Annotated in this window: 15 protein-coding genes; 8 read left to right on the plus strand and 7 right to left on the minus strand. The window is 47.8% G+C overall.

The genetic code is table 11. The features are described 5' to 3' along the window. Nucleotides 1-206 precede the first annotated feature (206 nt). Nucleotides 207-977, minus strand: a complete 771-nt coding sequence (locus tag EHO60_RS14550) for an LIC10920 family plasminogen-binding lipoprotein (protein ID WP_246028329.1) — start codon at nucleotides 975-977, stop codon at nucleotides 207-209. Nucleotides 978-1,234: 257 nt separating this feature from the next. Here EHO60_RS14550 and EHO60_RS14555 point away from each other — a divergent pair, with 257 nt between their 5' ends. Further along, nucleotides 1,235-2,263, plus strand: a complete 1,029-nt coding sequence (locus EHO60_RS14555) for an MBL fold metallo-hydrolase (RefSeq protein ID WP_135768943.1) — start codon at nucleotides 1,235-1,237, stop codon at nucleotides 2,261-2,263. 21 nt (nucleotides 2,264-2,284) lie between these two features. On the opposite strand, the gene EHO60_RS14560 is transcribed toward EHO60_RS14555, so the two are convergent. The 3 genes from EHO60_RS14560 to EHO60_RS14570 form a co-directional block, all read right to left on the minus strand. Continuing rightward, entirely contained in the window at nucleotides 2,285-3,058 is a 774-nt protein-coding gene (locus tag EHO60_RS14560; RefSeq protein WP_135768944.1) for a ribonuclease H-like domain-containing protein, read from the minus strand. 18 nt (nucleotides 3,059-3,076) lie between these two features. Next, nucleotides 3,077-4,801 (minus strand): apolipoprotein N-acyltransferase, encoded by a 1,725-nt coding sequence (locus EHO60_RS14565; RefSeq protein WP_246028330.1) that lies wholly within the window; start codon nucleotides 4,799-4,801, stop codon nucleotides 3,077-3,079. 71 nt (nucleotides 4,802-4,872) lie between these two features. Then, a complete protein-coding gene (locus EHO60_RS14570) occupies nucleotides 4,873-5,931 on the minus strand; it encodes a lipase secretion chaperone (protein WP_135768946.1) in 1,059 nt (352 codons plus the stop codon). A 104-nt stretch (nucleotides 5,932-6,035) separates the two neighbouring features. Here EHO60_RS14570 and EHO60_RS14575 point away from each other — a divergent pair, with 104 nt between their 5' ends. Further along, complete coding sequence (locus tag EHO60_RS14575) at nucleotides 6,036-7,052, plus strand: NAD(P)-dependent oxidoreductase (RefSeq protein ID WP_135768947.1); 1,017 nt, start codon at nucleotides 6,036-6,038, stop codon at nucleotides 7,050-7,052. A gap of 287 nt (nucleotides 7,053-7,339) precedes the next feature. On the opposite strand, the gene EHO60_RS14580 is transcribed toward EHO60_RS14575, so the two are convergent. Next, a complete protein-coding gene (locus EHO60_RS14580) occupies nucleotides 7,340-7,960 on the minus strand; it encodes a hypothetical protein (protein ID WP_135768948.1) in 621 nt (206 codons plus the stop codon). Between the two features lie 206 nt (nucleotides 7,961-8,166). Here EHO60_RS14580 and EHO60_RS14585 point away from each other — a divergent pair, with 206 nt between their 5' ends. From EHO60_RS14585 to dinB, 3 genes are all read left to right on the plus strand, one after another. Continuing rightward, nucleotides 8,167-8,604 carry a hypothetical protein gene (locus EHO60_RS14585; RefSeq protein WP_135768986.1) on the plus strand — a complete coding sequence of 146 codons (438 nt, stop codon included), beginning with the start codon at nucleotides 8,167-8,169 and terminating at the stop codon, nucleotides 8,602-8,604. 183 nt (nucleotides 8,605-8,787) lie between these two features. After that, nucleotides 8,788-9,510: a ComF family protein gene (locus EHO60_RS14590; protein ID WP_135768949.1), complete on the plus strand. Its 723-nt coding sequence runs from the start codon at nucleotides 8,788-8,790 to the stop codon at nucleotides 9,508-9,510. Between the two features lie 33 nt (nucleotides 9,511-9,543). Continuing rightward, nucleotides 9,544-10,647 (plus strand): DNA polymerase IV, encoded by a 1,104-nt coding sequence (gene dinB, locus EHO60_RS14595; RefSeq protein ID WP_167880236.1) that lies wholly within the window; start codon nucleotides 9,544-9,546, stop codon nucleotides 10,645-10,647. On the opposite strand, the gene EHO60_RS14600 is transcribed toward dinB, so the two are convergent. After that, a complete protein-coding gene (locus tag EHO60_RS14600) occupies nucleotides 10,644-12,521 on the minus strand; it encodes a RecQ family ATP-dependent DNA helicase (RefSeq protein ID WP_135768951.1) in 1,878 nt (625 codons plus the stop codon). The genes dinB and EHO60_RS14600 overlap by 4 nt on opposite strands. A gap of 5 nt (nucleotides 12,522-12,526) precedes the next feature. Further along, nucleotides 12,527-14,494, minus strand: coding sequence for a bifunctional tRNA (5-methylaminomethyl-2-thiouridine)(34)-methyltransferase MnmC2/FAD-dependent 5-carboxymethylaminomethyl-2-thiouridine(34) oxidoreductase MnmC1 (gene mnmC / locus EHO60_RS14605; RefSeq protein WP_135768952.1), 1,968 nt, complete (start codon nucleotides 14,492-14,494; stop codon nucleotides 12,527-12,529). Nucleotides 14,495-14,640: 146 nt separating this feature from the next. Between mnmC and dusA the strand changes: the two genes are divergently transcribed. The 3 genes from dusA (at nucleotide 14,641) to EHO60_RS14620 (ending at nucleotide 18,630) form a co-directional block, all read left to right on the plus strand. After that, the gene (gene dusA, locus EHO60_RS14610) at nucleotides 14,641-15,669 is read left to right on the plus strand and encodes a tRNA dihydrouridine(20/20a) synthase DusA (RefSeq protein WP_135768953.1); all 1,029 of its coding nucleotides are present in this window, start codon (nucleotides 14,641-14,643) and stop codon (nucleotides 15,667-15,669) included. Between the two features lie 69 nt (nucleotides 15,670-15,738). Beyond that, nucleotides 15,739-17,640, plus strand: coding sequence for a PP2C family protein-serine/threonine phosphatase (locus tag EHO60_RS14615; RefSeq protein WP_135768954.1), 1,902 nt, complete (start codon nucleotides 15,739-15,741; stop codon nucleotides 17,638-17,640). A 33-nt stretch (nucleotides 17,641-17,673) separates the two neighbouring features. Then, nucleotides 17,674-18,630 carry an MBL fold metallo-hydrolase gene (locus EHO60_RS14620; RefSeq protein ID WP_135768955.1) on the plus strand — a complete coding sequence of 319 codons (957 nt, stop codon included), beginning with the start codon at nucleotides 17,674-17,676 and terminating at the stop codon, nucleotides 18,628-18,630. The last annotated feature ends 11 nt before the right edge of the window (nucleotides 18,631-18,641 follow it).

An 18,641-nucleotide genomic window follows, 5' to 3' on the forward strand; every position in this document is an offset into this window, starting at 1 on the left:
TTCAAAAAATCGTTTTTTACAGCATATTATCTCTGTTAAACGTTTCCCGAGTTCTTCTTTTCGGTTCTTACTGGAACGGAGTGGGGATCGAAAGTGAGGGGTTTTCGGGGAAGAAGAACGGGACAGAATTCAAAAGAGTAGCAAAATAAATAGAATCCGGCGAGTATAGAGGGCTGCCTGAAAGAGAGAAGGCAGCCCTTTTTTTCTTATTGGGTTGTAGTAGTGGAGGTTCCGGCTGGGACGGAATTACTCGTACAATTTACGTCGCCTTTGATGGAAACGCTTACCCCGGCTACCGATTGTGTGTTAAAGCATTGTTGTCCGTTTTGGGTATAACACATACTCGAAGAAGTGGCCGAAGTACAGTTGATGAAGTCCACCGTATAACATTGAGTCAACGAAAGTCCCGCACTTCCGGTTGAGACCACGTTCCCCACCAAATCCAGAGTAACGGTCAGATAGGACAGAGCTTGGCTTCCGGAAACGGAAGTATCGATCGGAACTCCGCTTCCTCCCCAAGTGATTTTTCCGTAATTCGCGACCAAAGGTTTTGCCGTCAAACTTCCGGAGTAGGAAAAGCCCTGCTGCGAATCGATTTGCCCTTGGTTTTGGGTACTATCGTACAGAAACTTCAGATAGATATAGTCTCCGGTAGTATAATAGAGTCGGCTGATGACCGTAAATTGGGTATTCGTTCCGGAGCCAGAACTAGTGGTCGTTGTCGTGGTTGTCGTAGTGGTTCCCGTCGAGGAACTTGCGGAATATGGGGAGCCGGTTCCGCAGTTCGGAGTCTTACTCTTATCCAAGCTCCCATGGATGCTAAACGTAACGGAACCGTCCGAGGCAGTGACCGAAAGATCGGTTTTTGTGGATTGGTGGTGTTCGCAGGTTTGGGTGAAAAAAATCAGGGCTGCGGATAGGAATGCGGTTAAAACGGACCGTCTGCAGGTCCGGAGAATCGTCGGAAAGGATCCCATAGTTCTAATATCAATCATCGGTAAAGGTGGGTCAAGAATGAAATCCCGGGAAATAATCCCGACTGAAATTCTTAAATCGGACCCGAATAAAGGGAGCACGGTTCCTTTTCTGCAAAAGATTTTTCGGAATGGAAATCGGGTGTCCGGTGGATTATGTCGGAATTTTACGGTTCGTGCCGAGCGCATTGCGCTGTCGATTTAGAAGCTTGTCTCCGGAAGGGGAATCTGCTTTCTTGAGAAAAATCAGGACGGTTCTCGTGAAAATACACAAATATGATTCGATTCCGGACGTGGTGGAAATCGGAGACGGAATATTCAAAACCGAAATTCCACAGCCCTTCTACTCTCCCAATAATATCTATATTCTCCCGGACGGGGAACCCACTTTGATCGATTCCGGTTATCTTGCGCATCTAGGGATGTTGCAAAGGGCGCTGAAAAAACTCGGGCTAAGTCTGAACAAAATAAAACATATATTTTATACGCACAATCATTTGGATCACATGAGCGCCATTCTTACGATCCGCTATTATACCGAAGCGAAATTGTACGCGATGAAAGGTATGGCGGCAGGGATCGGAAATTATCTGGAATATGTGGAAGTATTCAACCGGGCCACCAAAAGGCTCGTGTATAAGGGCCATCGTTCTCCCAACGATAGAAAGACGGAACTCGCAAGAGTGGAAGCCGGCAACGAAAACCTTAAAAATACTCTGATGCGGGGGGACAGAATCGATCCGATTCTAAAACTCGATGTGGAATTGGTGGAGGGGGATGTCATACGCGCGGGTGGGAAAGAGATCGGATTTCTGCACACTCCGGGGCATAACCTGTGGCACCTGACGCCCTATATCTTGGAGGAGAATATCTTTTTCACCGGCGATCTTGTCTTACAGAATATTTCCTCCATCTATGCGGAGATAGACGGAAATCTAGAGGACTATTACAAATCTTTGGATCGGATTTCCAAGATGTCCATTCGCCGACTTCTTCCTGCTCACGGTCCCGAACCTGAGGATCCTAAGAAAGCGATCAAGTTGCTATACAAAACTCTGCAAATCTTGGAGAGAGGAATCATACGCAGATTAAAGGAAAAGGAATACGATCTTTCCAGTCTGACTCTGGAAGCAATGGGAGAAAAGGTCGCTAATTCAGGTTATTATAATACTGCGATGGCGATTTTACATTCCATGGTCAGGAAATTCGTTGAAAGAGGCTGGGTAGAGGTGGTCGAGACGGAACCTCCGTATGAAACTTACAAATGGATCGGAGATTCTAATATATAGATCCGGAACGAATAGAGGGGTTCATTCTTTTTCCGGCACTATTTCTCCGTAAAAAGGGGTCTGTTTCAATTTCATGTTGTAGGCTTTTATGAACAGGAGTTCAAGATGCGTCACGTCCTCGCGGTTGTATTTTAATAGCAGATCCAAAGCCTCCATGTCGTCGTATTGCACGTACTGCCACCATAATCTGACCGCGTCCGCTCCGTTGACTTCGAAGGGAAGGTCTCTTGTGATTCCGAGCGCCTTTTCGCAGCCTTTCAGTCCGCCTCGGTATCCGAGACTGCGAAGAAGATACATCAGATCGAAATGACGGTTTCTAAATCGTTTGCCGAATTCCTTTTCCAAGAAGGGCACGTCGAACGCTACTCCGTTGTAACTTACGAAAATATGGGAAGGGAGAACCTTCTCCGGAAAGTCGTCCATGTCCCGTCCGCGCAGAAAGTCCTTGAATTGATCGCCGTCGTACGTTCCGACTACGGTGATGAAATCCTCTTTGGATAAACCGCTGGTCTCTATGTCTATATAGAGAAGTCTGGATCGGACCGAGGGAAAGAGTCTCCATTTTTGCTCGTTAGGTACGGCGAAGAAAAAATAGTCCCAGTTCTCTCTCGCGAATTCTTTTTTGGAAAACTCGAGAGAATCCAATACCAATCTGGAATATGTGTCTTCTTGGTTCCTGGAACGAACCAGAAACTCTTCCCTAAGGGAATCCCAATCCAGGATCCCTTTCTCCCAATACTTCCGTTCTTCCAGGATATCGATGCCAGGGAGATGGCAAAAAGTATGCTTTAACAAACGGATTCCTCTATGATTTCAGACGTTCCGAGTAGGGCCTGTATCCGTTCTCTTTTGCCCGTTCTTTCGAAAAAAATCCGTGAACGAAAGGGCGAGAAGTGTAAGAAAGGAGTATAAGTAAAACGGGATATTCCCCCAACGTGAATAAAACGTGTTGCCTTCCTCCGAAAGACGGGTGACGGGCAATAGAATCGCTCGATTCCCGATTTCGCCCGATTCGATCGGAATGGCGAGATTTCGTCCGTACGGATCGACCGCAAGAGAGACTCCGCTGACCGCCGGGCGGACCAAGCTGAGTCCGAACTCGATGGCGCGAAATTTTGCCGTTCCCGCATGTTGCCAAGCCTCCGTCTTGGAGGAAAACCATGCATCGTTCGTGGGGTTTGCCAGAAGCGTAAAGACGCCTTTTTTCGCCTCTCGAAGGGAGTTTTGAACCAAAGACGGAAACATCGCCTCGTAACACACCAACGGAAGGATCTGGTATGTTACGCCTTCTTCCTTGGAAGGAAATCCGGTGGGATTCCGAAAGCGCTCGGGTGTTTGGATTTGGGCGATTTCTTCCGGAGTAGGCGGGGAAGGGCGAACGCTTCTGTGAAAGGATCGGAATCCTAAAAGTGGTACGGGTTTTTCCCCGGGAATATATCTGGACGTTTCGCTGAAGAGGGATCGTAGAAAAGGGAAAGACGATTCGAAAGGAAGGTATTCTCCGAAGGCTAAGAGACGTCGCTTATCATAACGCGTAATTTGTCCTGTTTCGGAGGAGAGCAATGTTACTTGGTTTTTCAGACCGTCCCGGAATTGATTCAACTCGTTGTACAATAAATCGGCTCCCGTCTTCCGGGTAATATACAGAGTCAATCCGTGGAAAGTGGACGAATACGATTCGTTAGGTGCTCCCCCTTCGCCCATGTCCGTCCCGTGAAAAGGAACGGCGGATTCCGGTAGAAAGATGATGTCCGGAGGAGGGAGATTTTCCAGGGAGCCCCGGAGCGCCATCTCCAGATTCCTGCTCATCGCTTGGCCCAAGTATTCTGGGTTTTCCGCATATTCCCGCTTGGCGGGAGCGGTATTCGGTTGGACCAACAAAGCGGACAGTTTCAAATATCCGTCTTCGGTATTCGGAGTGCTCGACGGAATCTTATATTCTGTCGCGGTTAAGAGTCTGTATCCGCCCAGGATCCACACGAAACTGAGTACCGACGCAGCAACGATTCCGGCGTTTTTTTCTCCTGTATCTCTGAGCAGCGCTAAACCGGCACTCCCGAATAGCAGAAAAAAGCCCGTGCCGTATATTCCTGTGAATGCTGCCGCCTGCGAAAATGCAAGACTCCCTTCCGCTAGATTTCCCCAATACCAAGGGAATAATTGGGGAGTGATCATATCCGCTGCTACAACGCATACGGGAAAGAGTAGCCAACGTAGAAGGAGAGAATCGCCGTTGTATATTTTATATTTAGAATATACTTCGAGGCATATTTTCCAGCCGTAAAAGGCGATCGGCAATTTGATATGCGAAAAGATTCCGTACACGAAAAAAAGGAGCCAAGAAATAAAAGTGCCGGCTCCCGAAATCGCCGATATCGAGGAAGGAATCCAAAAGAATACGGTAACGTTGACGAGTTGGGAAAGGAAAAGAAACCAATAGATCTGAAAACGGAGCGGCCAATCTTTCAGCTCCGTAAAAAGAAGGAAAGCGCAGAGGCCTCCTCCGATTCCGGCGGGAAGGAACGCGAAAGGTTCCATCCCGAAAAGGAGTCCGAAGGAGAGTCCGAGAGAGTATAGAAAAGGACGAAGGGGATTTTTCGGAAGAAAAATCATTTCGAATTCAGTCGTTTCTGTTCCGCTTCGTACGCTTTTCTTCGACCATATTCTTCCGCTTCCTGCGAGCCCAATATTTTAGTTCGGATTGCGGAAATCGCCTTATCGCGATCCGCAGATTTTGCAGTCGGATTGGCTCTCAGCCAGGCTTGCTCCTCCCGATCGATTTCGGTTTCCTTGTTTTTTTGGACCTCGATATCCTTATAAACCTTTTCGATCCTATCCGCTCCGTCTTTGCCGAAGTATTTTTCCCTGATCGAGCGGAGTTGCGGATCCTTCTGAACCGCCGAAAGCTTGTTCATATCGTTTTCCCGAAGAAAAAGTTCCGTTTCGTACTTATTGAATTTGGGCTCCCGCTTTACCACCGCGTCGTAGTAATTTCCGTATACCGCCTTTCGATAATCTTCATAACGGTTTAACCTTTTGTCTCCCGGCAAATTCTTGGTCTCGCTCATAAAATCGGAGAGTCCGAATTGGTATTGTCTTTCCGATTCCTCCAAACCGAAAATCAGTTTGGCTTCCTGGTCGGAAAAAACCTCTCTCCTTTTCTTTTTGATGAGTTCGTAGGCTTCATCCTGTTTGATGTCCCGGGGTAGTTCGTAGGATCGAAGCACCTGTTCGTATGTGAGATACTTTCGGAACATGGCCATCAGCTTTTCTCCCGCCACTCCGGGGTAATGGTCCAATAGGAATGCCTTTACTACTTCGTTGCATTGGTCGATGGTGTAACCTGTCGGGCAACGTCTCCGCAATGCCCATAGTTCCGAGACTAAATCCAATTCGCCGTTTGCGGCGAATTTCATGATATCGTCGTAGGACAGCCATTCACCGTCCTTATAAATGCTGCGTGAAGTATCCATTACCTCGGGGTTGAGGATCAATTCTCCAGATTCGTTGCGTGAAACCGTAAAACCGTCGGAGTCTTCCGCATTGGAGCCGTGGCTTCCTCGTTTGGAGGAAGGTTCCCAAACGATAAAAATAACGAGCATTATTAAAAAAACGCCGACTAGGATCAGCCGAATCTTAGGGGGGATTTGTTTGAGTCGTTCTAACATGTTTTGATTCCCGTTCGAAGCAATGAAAGTATCTGCAAGCCCTATGCTGGCAAGAGGTTTTTGAAAGAAAAAACAATGGAAGAGAGACTCCGGTTCCCGAAACTATCCCTGTGCCCCGTCCGATTTTATATTATCCGAAAGGAACCGCAGGCGCGGATGCGATTTTTTCGCGGTTTAGAAATCTTGAGGTTCGTTCATATTCTAAGGAGGATTTGGACGAAATCGCTTCTGTCGGTCCCGAAGTTTTGGTGGCAAACACGCGACTCGAAGTAAATTCGGAAACGTTTCGCAGGTTTCCCAGTGTGAAAATCTTCGCGACCGTCAGTTCTGGAAACGATCACGTAAATTTTTCGGATCTCAAGAACGAAGGTAGGATATTTCTGAATTCTCCCGGTTGCAATGCCGGTTCGGTCGCGGAATACTGCCGGGCGGCTTTATCCTATTTTCTCCCCATCGATGAGATCCGAAGGAGATCCGTAGGAATCGTAGGATACGGAAATACGGGGAAAGCGTTCGCATCCATACTGAAATCCGAAGGCATAGAATTCGCTTACCATGATCCGTATGTGAAAGACAACTCGGTTTTATTAAGCGAAATCTATTCGCGCGGGATCGTCAGTTTTCATGTGCCCTTGACTGGAGACGGACCTTATCCTACGAAAGGAATGTTCGAAGCGGAAGACGTGAGAAAGTTGGCGCCGAAGACTTTGGTTTTAAATACGAGTCGAGGTGAAATTTGGGGAAGAGGGACGCTGGAAGAATCGCTTCAAAGGGAAGACTTGTTGAAAGTGATAGATGTATTCTATCCGGAGCCTCCACGCGGAGAACTTTTGCAAAGATTGGTATCTAGTAAAAATAGCATTTTCACTCCGCATATCGCCGGTTATAGTCAGAAGGGACGAATCACAGGCACGTATCGACTGGCCGAAAAACTATGCATTCTTTACAAAGACGGCCCTTTGCCTCCTATGGAAGAATTTTTGATTTCCGATGGGGAATGGAAAACGAAAACTTTTTTGGAAAAGGAAGATGGGCTTCTTCGTGACGCATGGAAGAAGAACGATTGGGAATATTTCGAAAGAAGAAGAAACCATTACCCCGTAAGGATAGACGGGATCTAGGAAAGTCCCCGCCCTACTCTGGGCGGGGGCCGGTGCGGTGGTACCCGGCCGAGGCGCGACGCAGACCAAGTATCAGAATTTTGTCGTTTCTACAAGAATGTTTTTTTCAAATCTTTGCAGGAGGTCATACAAAGAATACTGCCCAAAAAAAGATTTGTGAAAAAAATGAATTCGTGATAGAGCGGCAGGCGGGATTGGCCCACGAGCCCACCGCCTCCACCCGAACCTGGGTGGGGGCCGCCAAACAAAACACTAGTACGGCCCTAGTAAGACCGCCGCAAGAATGCCTATCGAACCAGGGTTTTTTCCGTCGGGAAAAGAAGGTATTTCGGTCTCACATTCGCCAGAATATCGTCCAAAACGAAAATTTCTCTGCTTCCTCTTTTTCGTTCAAAAGGAGCTTCATACAAAAAACCTAAAACTTGGAACTCGGAGCGGATATATGCGACAAGGTCGTCTTGCCGAACCTTTCGACTGACGTCCAGATCGATCACCTTCCATCCTGAAAATAAAAAATGAGTAATTAATAATTTCTTTATATCTAATGTGGAATCCCGAACCAAAAGAAAGAGAGAGCCTCCTCCTTCGTTTGCGTAAATATGAAAACGAAAGTCCTTAACGAAGTCGGTCGTTTTCCAAGGTTTTTTGAATCGTATCTCGAAAGATTGATTTTTTTCTGCGGTCACTTCCACGAAGAGGGACTTGGTGGAGTTCCTTTCCGGTGTTCTCAGAACGGAGGAAATCCGTATTTCCGGTAGAAAATCCTCCCCGAGTTTCGATTTTATGTTTTCCGGTCCGAACTCTTCCGTTTCGAAATCTTGAACGAGTATTTCGTTATAGATCCGAGGGCTTTCAGTTTCGGAATTTTGGGAAAATATGGGGAAAGCGATCGCTAGCAAGAGGATCATCAATATTTTTGTTCGTCGGACTCTTTTCAAGATACCTGTCCCTATTAAGAGTATCGACTTTCCACCGGATTTCCGATTCGAATTCGAAGGACTCCGGATCCTAAAAACACTGCACGCGAAAGCATAAATTCTGGGCAAAAGCTATTGCGGACGTTCTTCCGATTTTACCTTGATGAATTTTTTTCGTTCCGAAATCTTACCCTATGATGGACCCGGAAGAAGATCCTTTTATGCGGATTAAAACGGAATTTTCGGATGCGTTCCGAACCGTGTTTCGGGAATTTTTCGGGGATGAAAAGGATCATCAATACGAGTTGTACGAATTGAAATCGGAGGAATCGGGTCCGAAAGGGGATTGGGCTACCTTTACTGTCCGAAACGCTTTGGGAGGAAGAGCCGTCGTTTTTCGCTTCGATCCCAGGTCCGAGGAATTCTATGCTATGCTGAAAGTGCAGGTTTTTCCGGGGGAAGAGGATTGGAATTTGGATTCGTTTTTCGAGAGAAACGGTTTCGTAAAAGCCGATTTTTGGGACGTTAAGAATTCGGCTGGAGAATGGCTCTTCCATTCTCTCGCCAGGCATTATCTCGGCACAATATTCGTCTTTTGTCCTAGGATCTTAGAACCGGATTATATATTGGAATAGGGATTTTCCCGGAGGAATGTTGGGTTCGGAAATTAGTATCATCATCTTACTGGGATTGTTTGTCGGAATTCTTTACGGCCTCTGGGTAAAGAAACGCGCGGCAAAATGAAGAAGTTGTCGGATCGGGTTCGGTCCGAGGATTAAAACGCGTGTGCCCGTCCGGTGTCCGGACCCGATGGGCAAATGATCGATAAGATTCTTTATAAATCTCTAAATTACTTTTTCCCAATTCTTTGCGGAATGTGCGGCAAGGAGGATTTTCGTTCCGTTCGGAGCGGCCTATGTAGAATTTGCGCCAAGGAAACGCCTAGAATCTGGAAAAAAAAGGGGTGTCCGATCTGCTCCGGAAAAACGACGGAAGATGTTTGCGATTATTGCACATCGAGGAACGTCTTCTTTACGGAAGCACGATATCTTCGGGAAAGAACGGACCTCCTGGCCGAAGTCTTAAATAAGATCAAAAGTAGACACGAATATCCTCTTTCCCTGTTTCTATCCATCGGAGCTAAGACAGCGTTGAGAAGCTGGGGAAATCGAGGGATCGATGCCTGCTTTCTTCTTCCGAATTCCTCTTCGGGACGGTTCGGCTCGTTTCCCTTGCGGCCTTTTTCTCCGATGCGAGAGTTGCTTTCTCGAGCGGAAAAAACCCTCGGACTTCCTCGGATAGATCCTTTGCTCAAGAGGAGCAACTCTAGACAGGCGGGAAAGAGCTATGCGGATCGATTTTTCCATGCAAGATCTGCTTGGGAAATTCGCCCTTCTTGGCAAGGATGTTGTCCTTCTAAGGTGCTCTTACTGGACGACGTTTTTACGACCGGAGCAAGTGTAAATGAAGCTAGCAGGATCCTGCTGGAAAACGGAACGGAAGAGGTATATATTTTAACGTACCTCAGGACGATGGAATGATCTTGACTTAACTATTTATCCGTTTAGTATTGGATGCTCCAAGTGGTTCGGAAAATTTTGCACATCGATATGGACGCCTTTTACGCGTCGGTAGAGCAACGGGATTTTCCGCAATACCGAGGCAAACCGCTAGTGGTAGGAGGTCCTCCGAACTCGAGAGGAGTCGTATGTGCTGCGAGTTACGAGGCTCGAAAATTCGGAGTGCGATCCGCGATGCCTTGTTCCCAGGCGTCTAGACTTTGTCCGGAAGCGATTTTCGTGACTCCGAGGTTTTCGGCTTATCGCGAAATCTCGAACGTAATTCGGAATATTTTTTTGGAATATACCGACTACGTGGAAATGCTTTCTTTGGACGAGGCGTTTCTGGACGTAACGGAAAACAAGTTGGGAATCCCCTATGCGACCGAAGTCGCCAAGTCGATTCGAGCCAGGATCCGTCAAGAGACGGAACTGACCGCTTCCGCGGGAGTAGGCATAAATAAATTCACCGCAAAGGTGGCGACCGATCTTAAAAAACCCGACGGATTGACCGTAATCCGACCTGAAGACACGGAGACTTTCATCGCTTCCCTAGATGTGGGCCTTTTCCCCGGGATCGGCAAGGTTACATTAAAAAAAATGCATGCTCTGGGAATTTATACGGGAGCGGATTTAAAGAATCGAAGTGCAGAATTTCTCGTCCGAAATTTCGGAAAGGCAGGGCGATGGTATTATTCGATTTCCAGAGGCATCGATCCTCGTCCCGTAATACCCCATAGGATCCGTAAATCTTTGGGAGCGGAATCCACGTTCGAATCGGACTTGAGTCGTGAGGAAGATCTATTATCCGAATTGCGGGAGATCGCCGAAGAATTAGAAAAACGTTTATCAGCCAAATCCTTTCCGGCTAGAACATTAACGTTAAAGATTAAATTCTCGGATTTCACGCTCAAGACAAGAAGCAGGACTCTACCGATTCCTCCTTCCCGCTCCAAGGAATTTTTCGATCTAGGAAAGGAGCTATTGGAGGAGTTTTTGATCGGAGACGGAGCGGTAGTTTCTCCGATCCGATTATTGGGCCTGAGCCTGTCCCACCCCGAATCGGAGTCGCAAAACGAAGACGAGTTTGCCGGTTCCTTATTTCCGGAAACGGACTAGTCCCCAAATTTTTCCAAAATTTCCAGAATATCCTTACCGTACTGCTTCACTTTCGCTTCCCCCATTCCTTTAATCAGCATAAGGTCTTCGAGGTTAGCCGGTTTTTGCGTAGCGATTCGGACGATTACAGGATTTTGCAAAACCATGAATTTCTTCCATTTTTTTCGGCGAGCCGTTCGATCGCGGAAGTTTTTCAGTTCTTGAACGATCAGCCTGTCTCCGGTCGGCGGCTTCTTTCTGGGTTTGTCGGAAAAGCCTTCCGTTTTTCGGAGAGTCTGTCGGGGTTTTCCGTGAATCGCTAGGGAAAGTTTAGGATATTTCTCCCCTTTCACTAGAATTCTTTTGGCGGATAACCAATCCTCCAAAAGTTTGAAAATGGATTCTTCTGCGACATGCCCTAGGCTTCCGTAAAATTTCGATCTATCCAAACGCCTACGTAGCACATCTTTGGATTTGGAGCCTCTTAATGCGCCCGCGATGATTTTTTTTCCGAATTTTCCAGGGTATTCGTTTAACAAACCTTCGACCGCGAGCATTTCATTCTGATCGAAGGCGTGAGACTCCCGAGCCTTTCTCTTTTCGAATTTCGCCTTTTCCCTTTCCAGAAAATTCGTCCTTCCGGTATCATCTCCGTCTAGACAGGAATCGCAGACTCCACAAGGATCGATCTCTTCTCCGAAATAGCCGCAGAGAATCTGTTGTCTGCATCGGGCGGAGGACACATATTCTTTAACGTGAGAAAGAAGGGTTTCTCCTCCTTTGTAATTCGCCTCTTTGGAAAGCAGAAAATTCTGCACGCTCATGTCTCCAGAATGGAAGAAGAGAACGCAATCCGATTCTTTTCCGTCCCTTCCCGCTCGTCCTGCTTCCTGGTAATAACTCTCGAGAGAGGACGGAACTTGATAATGCAGAACTAGGCGAACGTTCGGACTGTCGAGTCCCATTCCAAACGCGTTTGTCGCGACGAGGACGTTCGTTTTCCCCGAGGCATATCCGTTCTGGGTCTTTTCGCGGCTACTGTCGGTCCTGCCTGCATGATATTTGCCGACCTTGTAACCGGATTTTTTGAGAAGTTCGTAGATTTCGTCGACTTTGGATCTGGTCGCGCAATAGATGATCGCCTTTTCCGAATTTGTTTTTGAAAAATTCGTATTTTCTAAAATATGAATTAATTCTTTTTCTTTTTCCCGATCCGATTCCGGGTAATGGATGCGGAATCTTAGATTCGGTCTGGCATAGGTCCCCTGGACTTGGACAGGTCGTTCCAGTCCTAGACTATCACAAATATCCTTCTTTACCCTGTCCGTAGCCGTCGCGGTCAGGGCGATCCACGGAATTCGATCTTTGTAGGTCGATCTAAGAACGTGTAATTTTCTGTATTCGGGCCGGAAGTCGTGGCCCCACTGAGAAACGCAATGGGCTTCGTCGACTGCTACTAATTCTAACGGAAGTTTTGGCAGGAGTTCCAAAAATGATCTGGATGTGGCCCTCTCGGGGGACACATACAAAATTCGAATCTTTCCGGTAGCGGCTCCGGAAAGTATACGGACTTGCTCCAGATCGTCCTGGGTGGAATTACAGTAAGCTGCTTCCAGGCCTCTCCCTTTTAGGGCATCGACTTGATCCTTCATTAGCGCGATCAGAGGGGAAATTACCAAGGTCAGTCCCTGTGTTTGCGTAAAGGAAGGAAGCTGGTAAATCAAAGATTTTCCCGCTCCCGTAGGCAGAACCGCTAGCACGTCGTTCCCGTTCAGATTGGATTCGATCGCTTCCCATTGCCCCGGTCGAAACTCCGAAAATCCGAATGAAGAACTTAGGACTTTTTTCCACCGCTCCCGAATCGGAGAAGAAACCGTTATTTTAGAATCGGACATGGTTTTTACGCTTTCTCCTTTCCGACGTCCTTTTTACGGATCTCCCTATATAAGAATCTGGAAGGATGCAACGCCGAGTACAAGCTATTTTCTATAGGTAGAGGCTCGCCTAAAACGATCGAGGCCAAGGTTTCCCCTCCGATTAAGGAGGAAAGTACTCCCCTCGACCCGAGACCTCCGAATACGAATAACCCTCGTAACGGTTCGACAGGAAGAACCGTTTTATTTTTGTTTTTCGGCAGAGCCGAACCGGTATACGATCTTCTGAATTCCTTCGGTTCCAGAATTTCGCCTAGCACGGGAAATCTATCCTTGGTCTGGGAGCGGAAACCGACGAATTGGCGTTTGATTTCGTATTTTCCCGCTTTCCAGCCGCCTTCCGTAAAAAGTTTTTCCGCATAATCCAAGAGTTTGTCCCTGTCCTTTTCTCTCGGTTCCGGATCCGCATCGAATTCGTCGAAAGTGGATCCCAAGACCCGGACTCCTTTTTTGGAAGGCGTAAGATAATGTTCTCCTATCAAAATAGGATCCGAGCCGTCCGGCATTCCGGAGGATAATTCCAGGAGCTGTCCGCGGACTTTGGACAAAAGAAAAAGAGATTCTCCCAAAAGATTTTCTAACAAGGGTTGTATACCTGAGGAATTCGCCAAAATCACGCAATCAACATCCTCGGTTTCTCCGTCTTCGCGGAAAACCCTCCAAGAATTTCCCGAACGTTCCAGGCGAGAAACCTTGGCATTTACCCGAAACACATTCGGATGTTCTAATAGACTGGAGACAAATTCGGGAGTTTCCGTCCAAAAACCCTTAGGATAAAAAACTCCTCTCGTTTCTTTTCTAAGATCCGGAGTTTTTGCATTCGTATTTTCCTCCGGCTCGACGATTTCTTTCGAGAGATTATGGGACCGGATTCCTTCTATCATCCTGTCCCAGCTCATTTCCATTCCCGGAAATTGCAGGGTTCCCACAATCTCATAGGCTTTCTCGGGTAATAAATCCGGATATCTTCGAAGAGAATGGGAAAATCCGCGGAGAGTCCAGAGGCTCGCCGGACTGGGAAACTTGGTCAAATGAGGATGGGAGATCGCTTTCGGAATGGAGGACGCGCGGGAAGGAGGGGCATCGTCCCATACGGAAACTTGTATGCCTCGTAAAGCAAAAGCTCGGGCGATTCCCGCTCCGGCAAGTCCGGCTCCGACGATAATCACTTTTTCCGGAGGCTTTCCTCCCGGATAATTCCGATGAAACGGAAATCCTTCGGGCTCTTTCGGTTCCTTCGAAAAAGTACCCGCCAACATTTCCCTTTTTTTACCATAGCCAGGTATTTTACGAATTTCGAATCCTGCGGATTCCATCGAGTCCTTGACCGTTCTCGCTACGGTAAAAGTGGCAAAGGTGGAATCCTGAAGCGCCATGGTCGAAAAGTGTTTCGAAATCTCCGGACCCCAGAGTTCCGGATTTTTGGAAGGAGCAAAACCGTCCAGGAAGAATGCGTCGAACTTACCCGAACTTTCGGGAAGGCATTCTCTGGCGTCTCCGATCCAGAGATCGAGAGCCACACCCTCCGTTTCGAAAAGAAAATGATTGCAACCTGGAACCAGTGCCGAGTATTGCTTCAGGAAAATTTCGAGATAAGACGTTAGCTCGGGAAAATTCGAGATAGCGGTGTCGATCTCTTCGGAGGTCAAAGGAAAGAGTTCGTAGCTTACGAACCGAAGTAAGGAGTAAGGATTTTTTCTTTTCGTTTCCTTCCAGAGCTGCCAGGTTGCAAGAAAGTTCAGACCGGTTCCGAAGCCTATTTCCAAAATACAGAAACTTTTTTTCTCCGAAAAAGGACCTTCCGTCCATCGCTCATAAAGCCTGTTCCCGGATAAGAAAACGTGCTTGGTTTCCTCCAAACCGTTTTGGGGAGAAAAATAGATATCGTCAAACTCGGTCGAGACCGGTGTTCCGTTATCTTTCCATTCGATCACGCCGGTTTTTCCCCTCTGACACCGGCGACTTTTGTCGCCTTATGGACAAAGATCTTCCGGCTTCCGTTCAAACCAAGCCGATTTCTAGGGGCTTGACTTTCAGATCGAATTCGGAAAATCGTATTTTAGAAGGAGGTCCTGATTCGATGAGCAAACAACCGAAACCGTATGCAATTTCCGTAGCTCCGATGATGGACTGGACGGATCGTCATTTTAGATATTTCCTGCGGTTGATTACGAAGAGGACTCTTCTCTACACCGAAATGGTTACGACCGGCGCCATCTTAAGAGGAGACAAGCATCGTCATCTTTCCTTCCATCCGACCGAAACCCCGGTCGTTCTACAACTAGGAGGGGATCATCCGGAGCACTTGGCCGAATGCGCGCGGATCGGGGGAGAATACGGTTACTCCGAAATCAATCTGAATGTAGGATGTCCTAGCGATAAGGTCCAGGAAGGAAATTTCGGAGCCTGCCTGATGGGGACTCCGGAAAGAGTCGCGGAATGTGTAGCCGCGATGGATTCTGCGACTCGAATTCCGATCACTGTCAAATGCAGGATCGGTATTCCGGGGAAAGATCGTTTAGAGGATTTGTCTGATTTCGTCCGTACCGTTTCCGAAGCGGGGGCGAAGAGAATTACCGTTCATGCGAGAATCGCCATATTGGAAGGATTGAGTCCGGCGCAGAATCGAACCGTTCCCCCTTTGCGATACGAGGACGTGTACGAAATAAAAAGATCTTATCCTGATTTGTTAATCGAACTAAACGGAGGAATCAAGACCTTGGATTCTGCCTCGGACCATTTGTCCGGAATCGACGGGGTCATGATCGGTAGAGCGGCGTACGAAAACCCCTTCCTATTCGCGAATGCGGATCGGATCTTTTTCGGAGAAACGGATTCCCCTAAAACGAGGAGAGAGGTATTCGACGCTATGACCGAGTACGTTGCTAAACGAACGGAAGAAGGAGAAAAGCCGAGTCGTATTCTGAGGCATCTTCTCGGCGCTTTTCACGAAGTGCGGGGCGCCAGGCTTTACCGGCGCTTACTTACGGAAAAGATGCATCGTAATCCGGAGCCTCGACTCTTACAAGAGGCTCTCGGTTTTATTCCTTCCGAATACTTGGACCAAAGATTTGAAAAGGAAATCCCCCAGGTTGGATCGGTTTTCTAGAACCGGATCTAGAGAGGAAAAAGCCTTGCAATCGGTCGTATATTGATTAGCCTTCGCAGCCGAATTGCCATGTTAAAAGTGATCGGGGTCTATCTCCTTTTCGTCTTCTCCCTTTACGCGGAGGCTTCCGTTGCAAAACGCACGCTCTCCGAAGGGTGGACTTTCGAGTCGGCGGAGACGGGTGCCGTTCTTCCGGTTCGAGTCGGAGAGAACCTAGTATCCCAAGGATACGCAACTCCGATCCAAGGGACATATAAGATAGAAATCGAATACCCCGAAGTCGTTCCAGGCTATACGCAAGGAGTATACTTAGACCGAATCCAATCCGTAGACCAAGTATACTGGAACGGAGTATGGATCGGAGAGACCGGGAGCCTGGATCCGTACCGACCGGACTGGTTTCGCCCTCGGTTGTACCCGATTCCGACGGACCTGATCCGAGCGGGCAAAAACAGTTTGGAAGTCCGAATCGCTTGCCGGGAGACTAGACTGCTTTGCGGAATGTTTCGCAGCGTTCCTAAGATCGGAGATTACGATTCCATCAAGGAAGATCTGATCTATGAGGATCTGTTTCAGGTCGTAATCGCAGTTCTATTTTTAGGCATCTTCGTCCAGCAAGCGATCGCTTACCTGCTGAATCGATATTCGGACGCTAGCTTGTTCCTAGCTCTATCCGCGATCATCTTCGTAGGGTGGCGGGGGGCCTTGCTGAACAAGGTCCATTACATGGGATTTTCCTTCGAATTGGTGGAAAGGGTATTTTATGTCTGCCAAACCCTCTTTCCCTCGTTTCTTTTCCTATTCGTATATTCCATGTTCGAGAGAAAACTCGGAATCCCCGCCAAACTGATATTAGGCGGCGATTTTCTGTTAAGCGTGTTGCAAATGTTAGGATTCGATCCGGATACTCGGATTTTGCTGGTTTACGGATGGGAGGCTCTTCTCGGGCTTAAGATTCCGGTCCTGATCGGAGTTCTCGCGTCCCAGTTCCGAAAAAGCGCCGAGGCCACCTTGGTTCTGTTAGGTGCATTGTTCGCTGCCGTTCTAGGCCTGACGGACATAGCGATCGATCTATTGACCGGAAAGAACGAATTCTTTTCCCAATACGGTCTTTTGGTCTTTTTGTTCTCCGGAATTATGGGGATTTCGGTTCAAAACGCGAGAGCAAGATCCGATCTAAAAAGACTCAACGATTCTCTGGAAACTCTCGTTCAAAGCAGAACCCAGGAACTCGAAAGGCAGTATAAGATTCTGAACGAGGAATTTCTGGTTGCGGGAGGTTTACAGTCCAGATTGATTCCCGGATTGGACGGTCAGATCGGAGGACTGAGCGTGAATTCGGTCTATGTTCCTATGGAAAAGATCGGAGGGGACTATTTCGACTTCCATGATTACGGGGACGGTCAGGTGCAATTTTTGTTATGCGACGTGGCGGGACACGGGATTTCGGCCGCCCTGATCGCGTCCATGTTGAAGATCAGTTTTTTAGAATTGGCACCGAAACACCCGGAGCCTGCGGAACTTCTGGCTTCTCTGAATTCCCGCATGGTGCCGGTCGTCGAAAAGAATTTCATCACGGCGGTAGCGGCTCTTTTCGATACGAAGACCGGACAAATCAGCTATTCCTTGGCGGGACATCCCGCTCCGATATTGATGCGCGATCCTCTTTCCGTTCCGGTCTTTTTAGAGGGAAGAGGACCGATCTTGGGATGGAGGAAGGAAATTCGCTTAGGAACCTGGAGACAGGAATTGCGGAAAGGGGACAGATTCTTCTTTTACACGGATGGCATCACCGAAGCATTGAACTCCGGGCGGGAAATGTTCGGAGAGGGCAGACTTCTGGATCTTCTTCGGGACTCTTTCGATCGTAGCCCACGGAATCTGAATGAAATGATCTTATCCTCTCTCCGCGAGTTTGCCGGGATTCGGTTGCCTGACGACGTGACCTATTTTGCGGTAGACGTTATTTAGATTCCGTGCCATAAAAACGGGACGGTATCTATTATGCTCGAAACGGTTCAGGCGATCGATTGCGGATATATCGAAGAGGGTTTGGCCTGCGCGTATTTGGTTCGCGAAGGGGACCGAGCCGCCTTTGTGGAGAACAATACGACGCACGCAGTGCCCAAACTTTTGGAGGCCTTGGATCGGCAAGGTCTGAAAAGAGAAGCTGTGGACTATATCATCATCACTCACGTTCACCTGGACCACGCGGGAGGAACGGGAGAATTGCTGAAGCATTGTCCGAACGCGAAGGTGCTAGCCCATCCGAAGGCGGCCCCTCATCTCATCCAGCCGGATCGGTTGATCAAAAGTTCCATCCAAGTATACGGGGAAGAGGCCTTTTATAAGTTGTACGGTAAAATCGTTCCCGTACCGGAAACATCGGTCAGAACCATGAGCGACGGAGAGGAATTGTCCTGGGGAAGTCGCACTTTAAAATTCATCCATACAAGAGGGCATGCAAATCATCATTTTTGCATATACGATTCTTTGACGGAAGGGATTTTCACCGGAGATACCTTCGGGATAGGTTACGGAATTTTCCGGAACGGAAAGGAGCCTCTGTTATATCCGTCCACGACCCCTACGGATTTCGATCCGGAGGAGGCAATATCTTCCATAGACAAGATTCTGAATACGAAAGCAAAGAAAGCGTATCTAACGCATTTCGGAGTTTGGCCGGACATGCGGGGAGGCGCCGAACAAATGAAGGAAGGCTTGGCGGTTATGAATCATATTCTAATTTCTGCCGGAAAAACGGATCTAGAAGGTGAGTCTTTAATCGGATTTTGTGAAACTAGAGTACTTTCCTTTTTGGAAGACCGAGTGCGCCAATGCGGAATTTCTTACGGAGACAAGGAACGGATGTTTCTTTCCTTTGACGCAAAAATCAACGCCCAAGGAATCGCGTTCAAAGTAGAAAGAGCCCGAAAAAAAGCGGAATTACCTCCTAGATAGAGATCTATTTC

The organism is Leptospira fletcheri, assembly GCF_004769195.1.
GTDB lineage: Bacteria > Spirochaetota > Leptospiria > Leptospirales > Leptospiraceae > Leptospira_B > Leptospira_B fletcheri.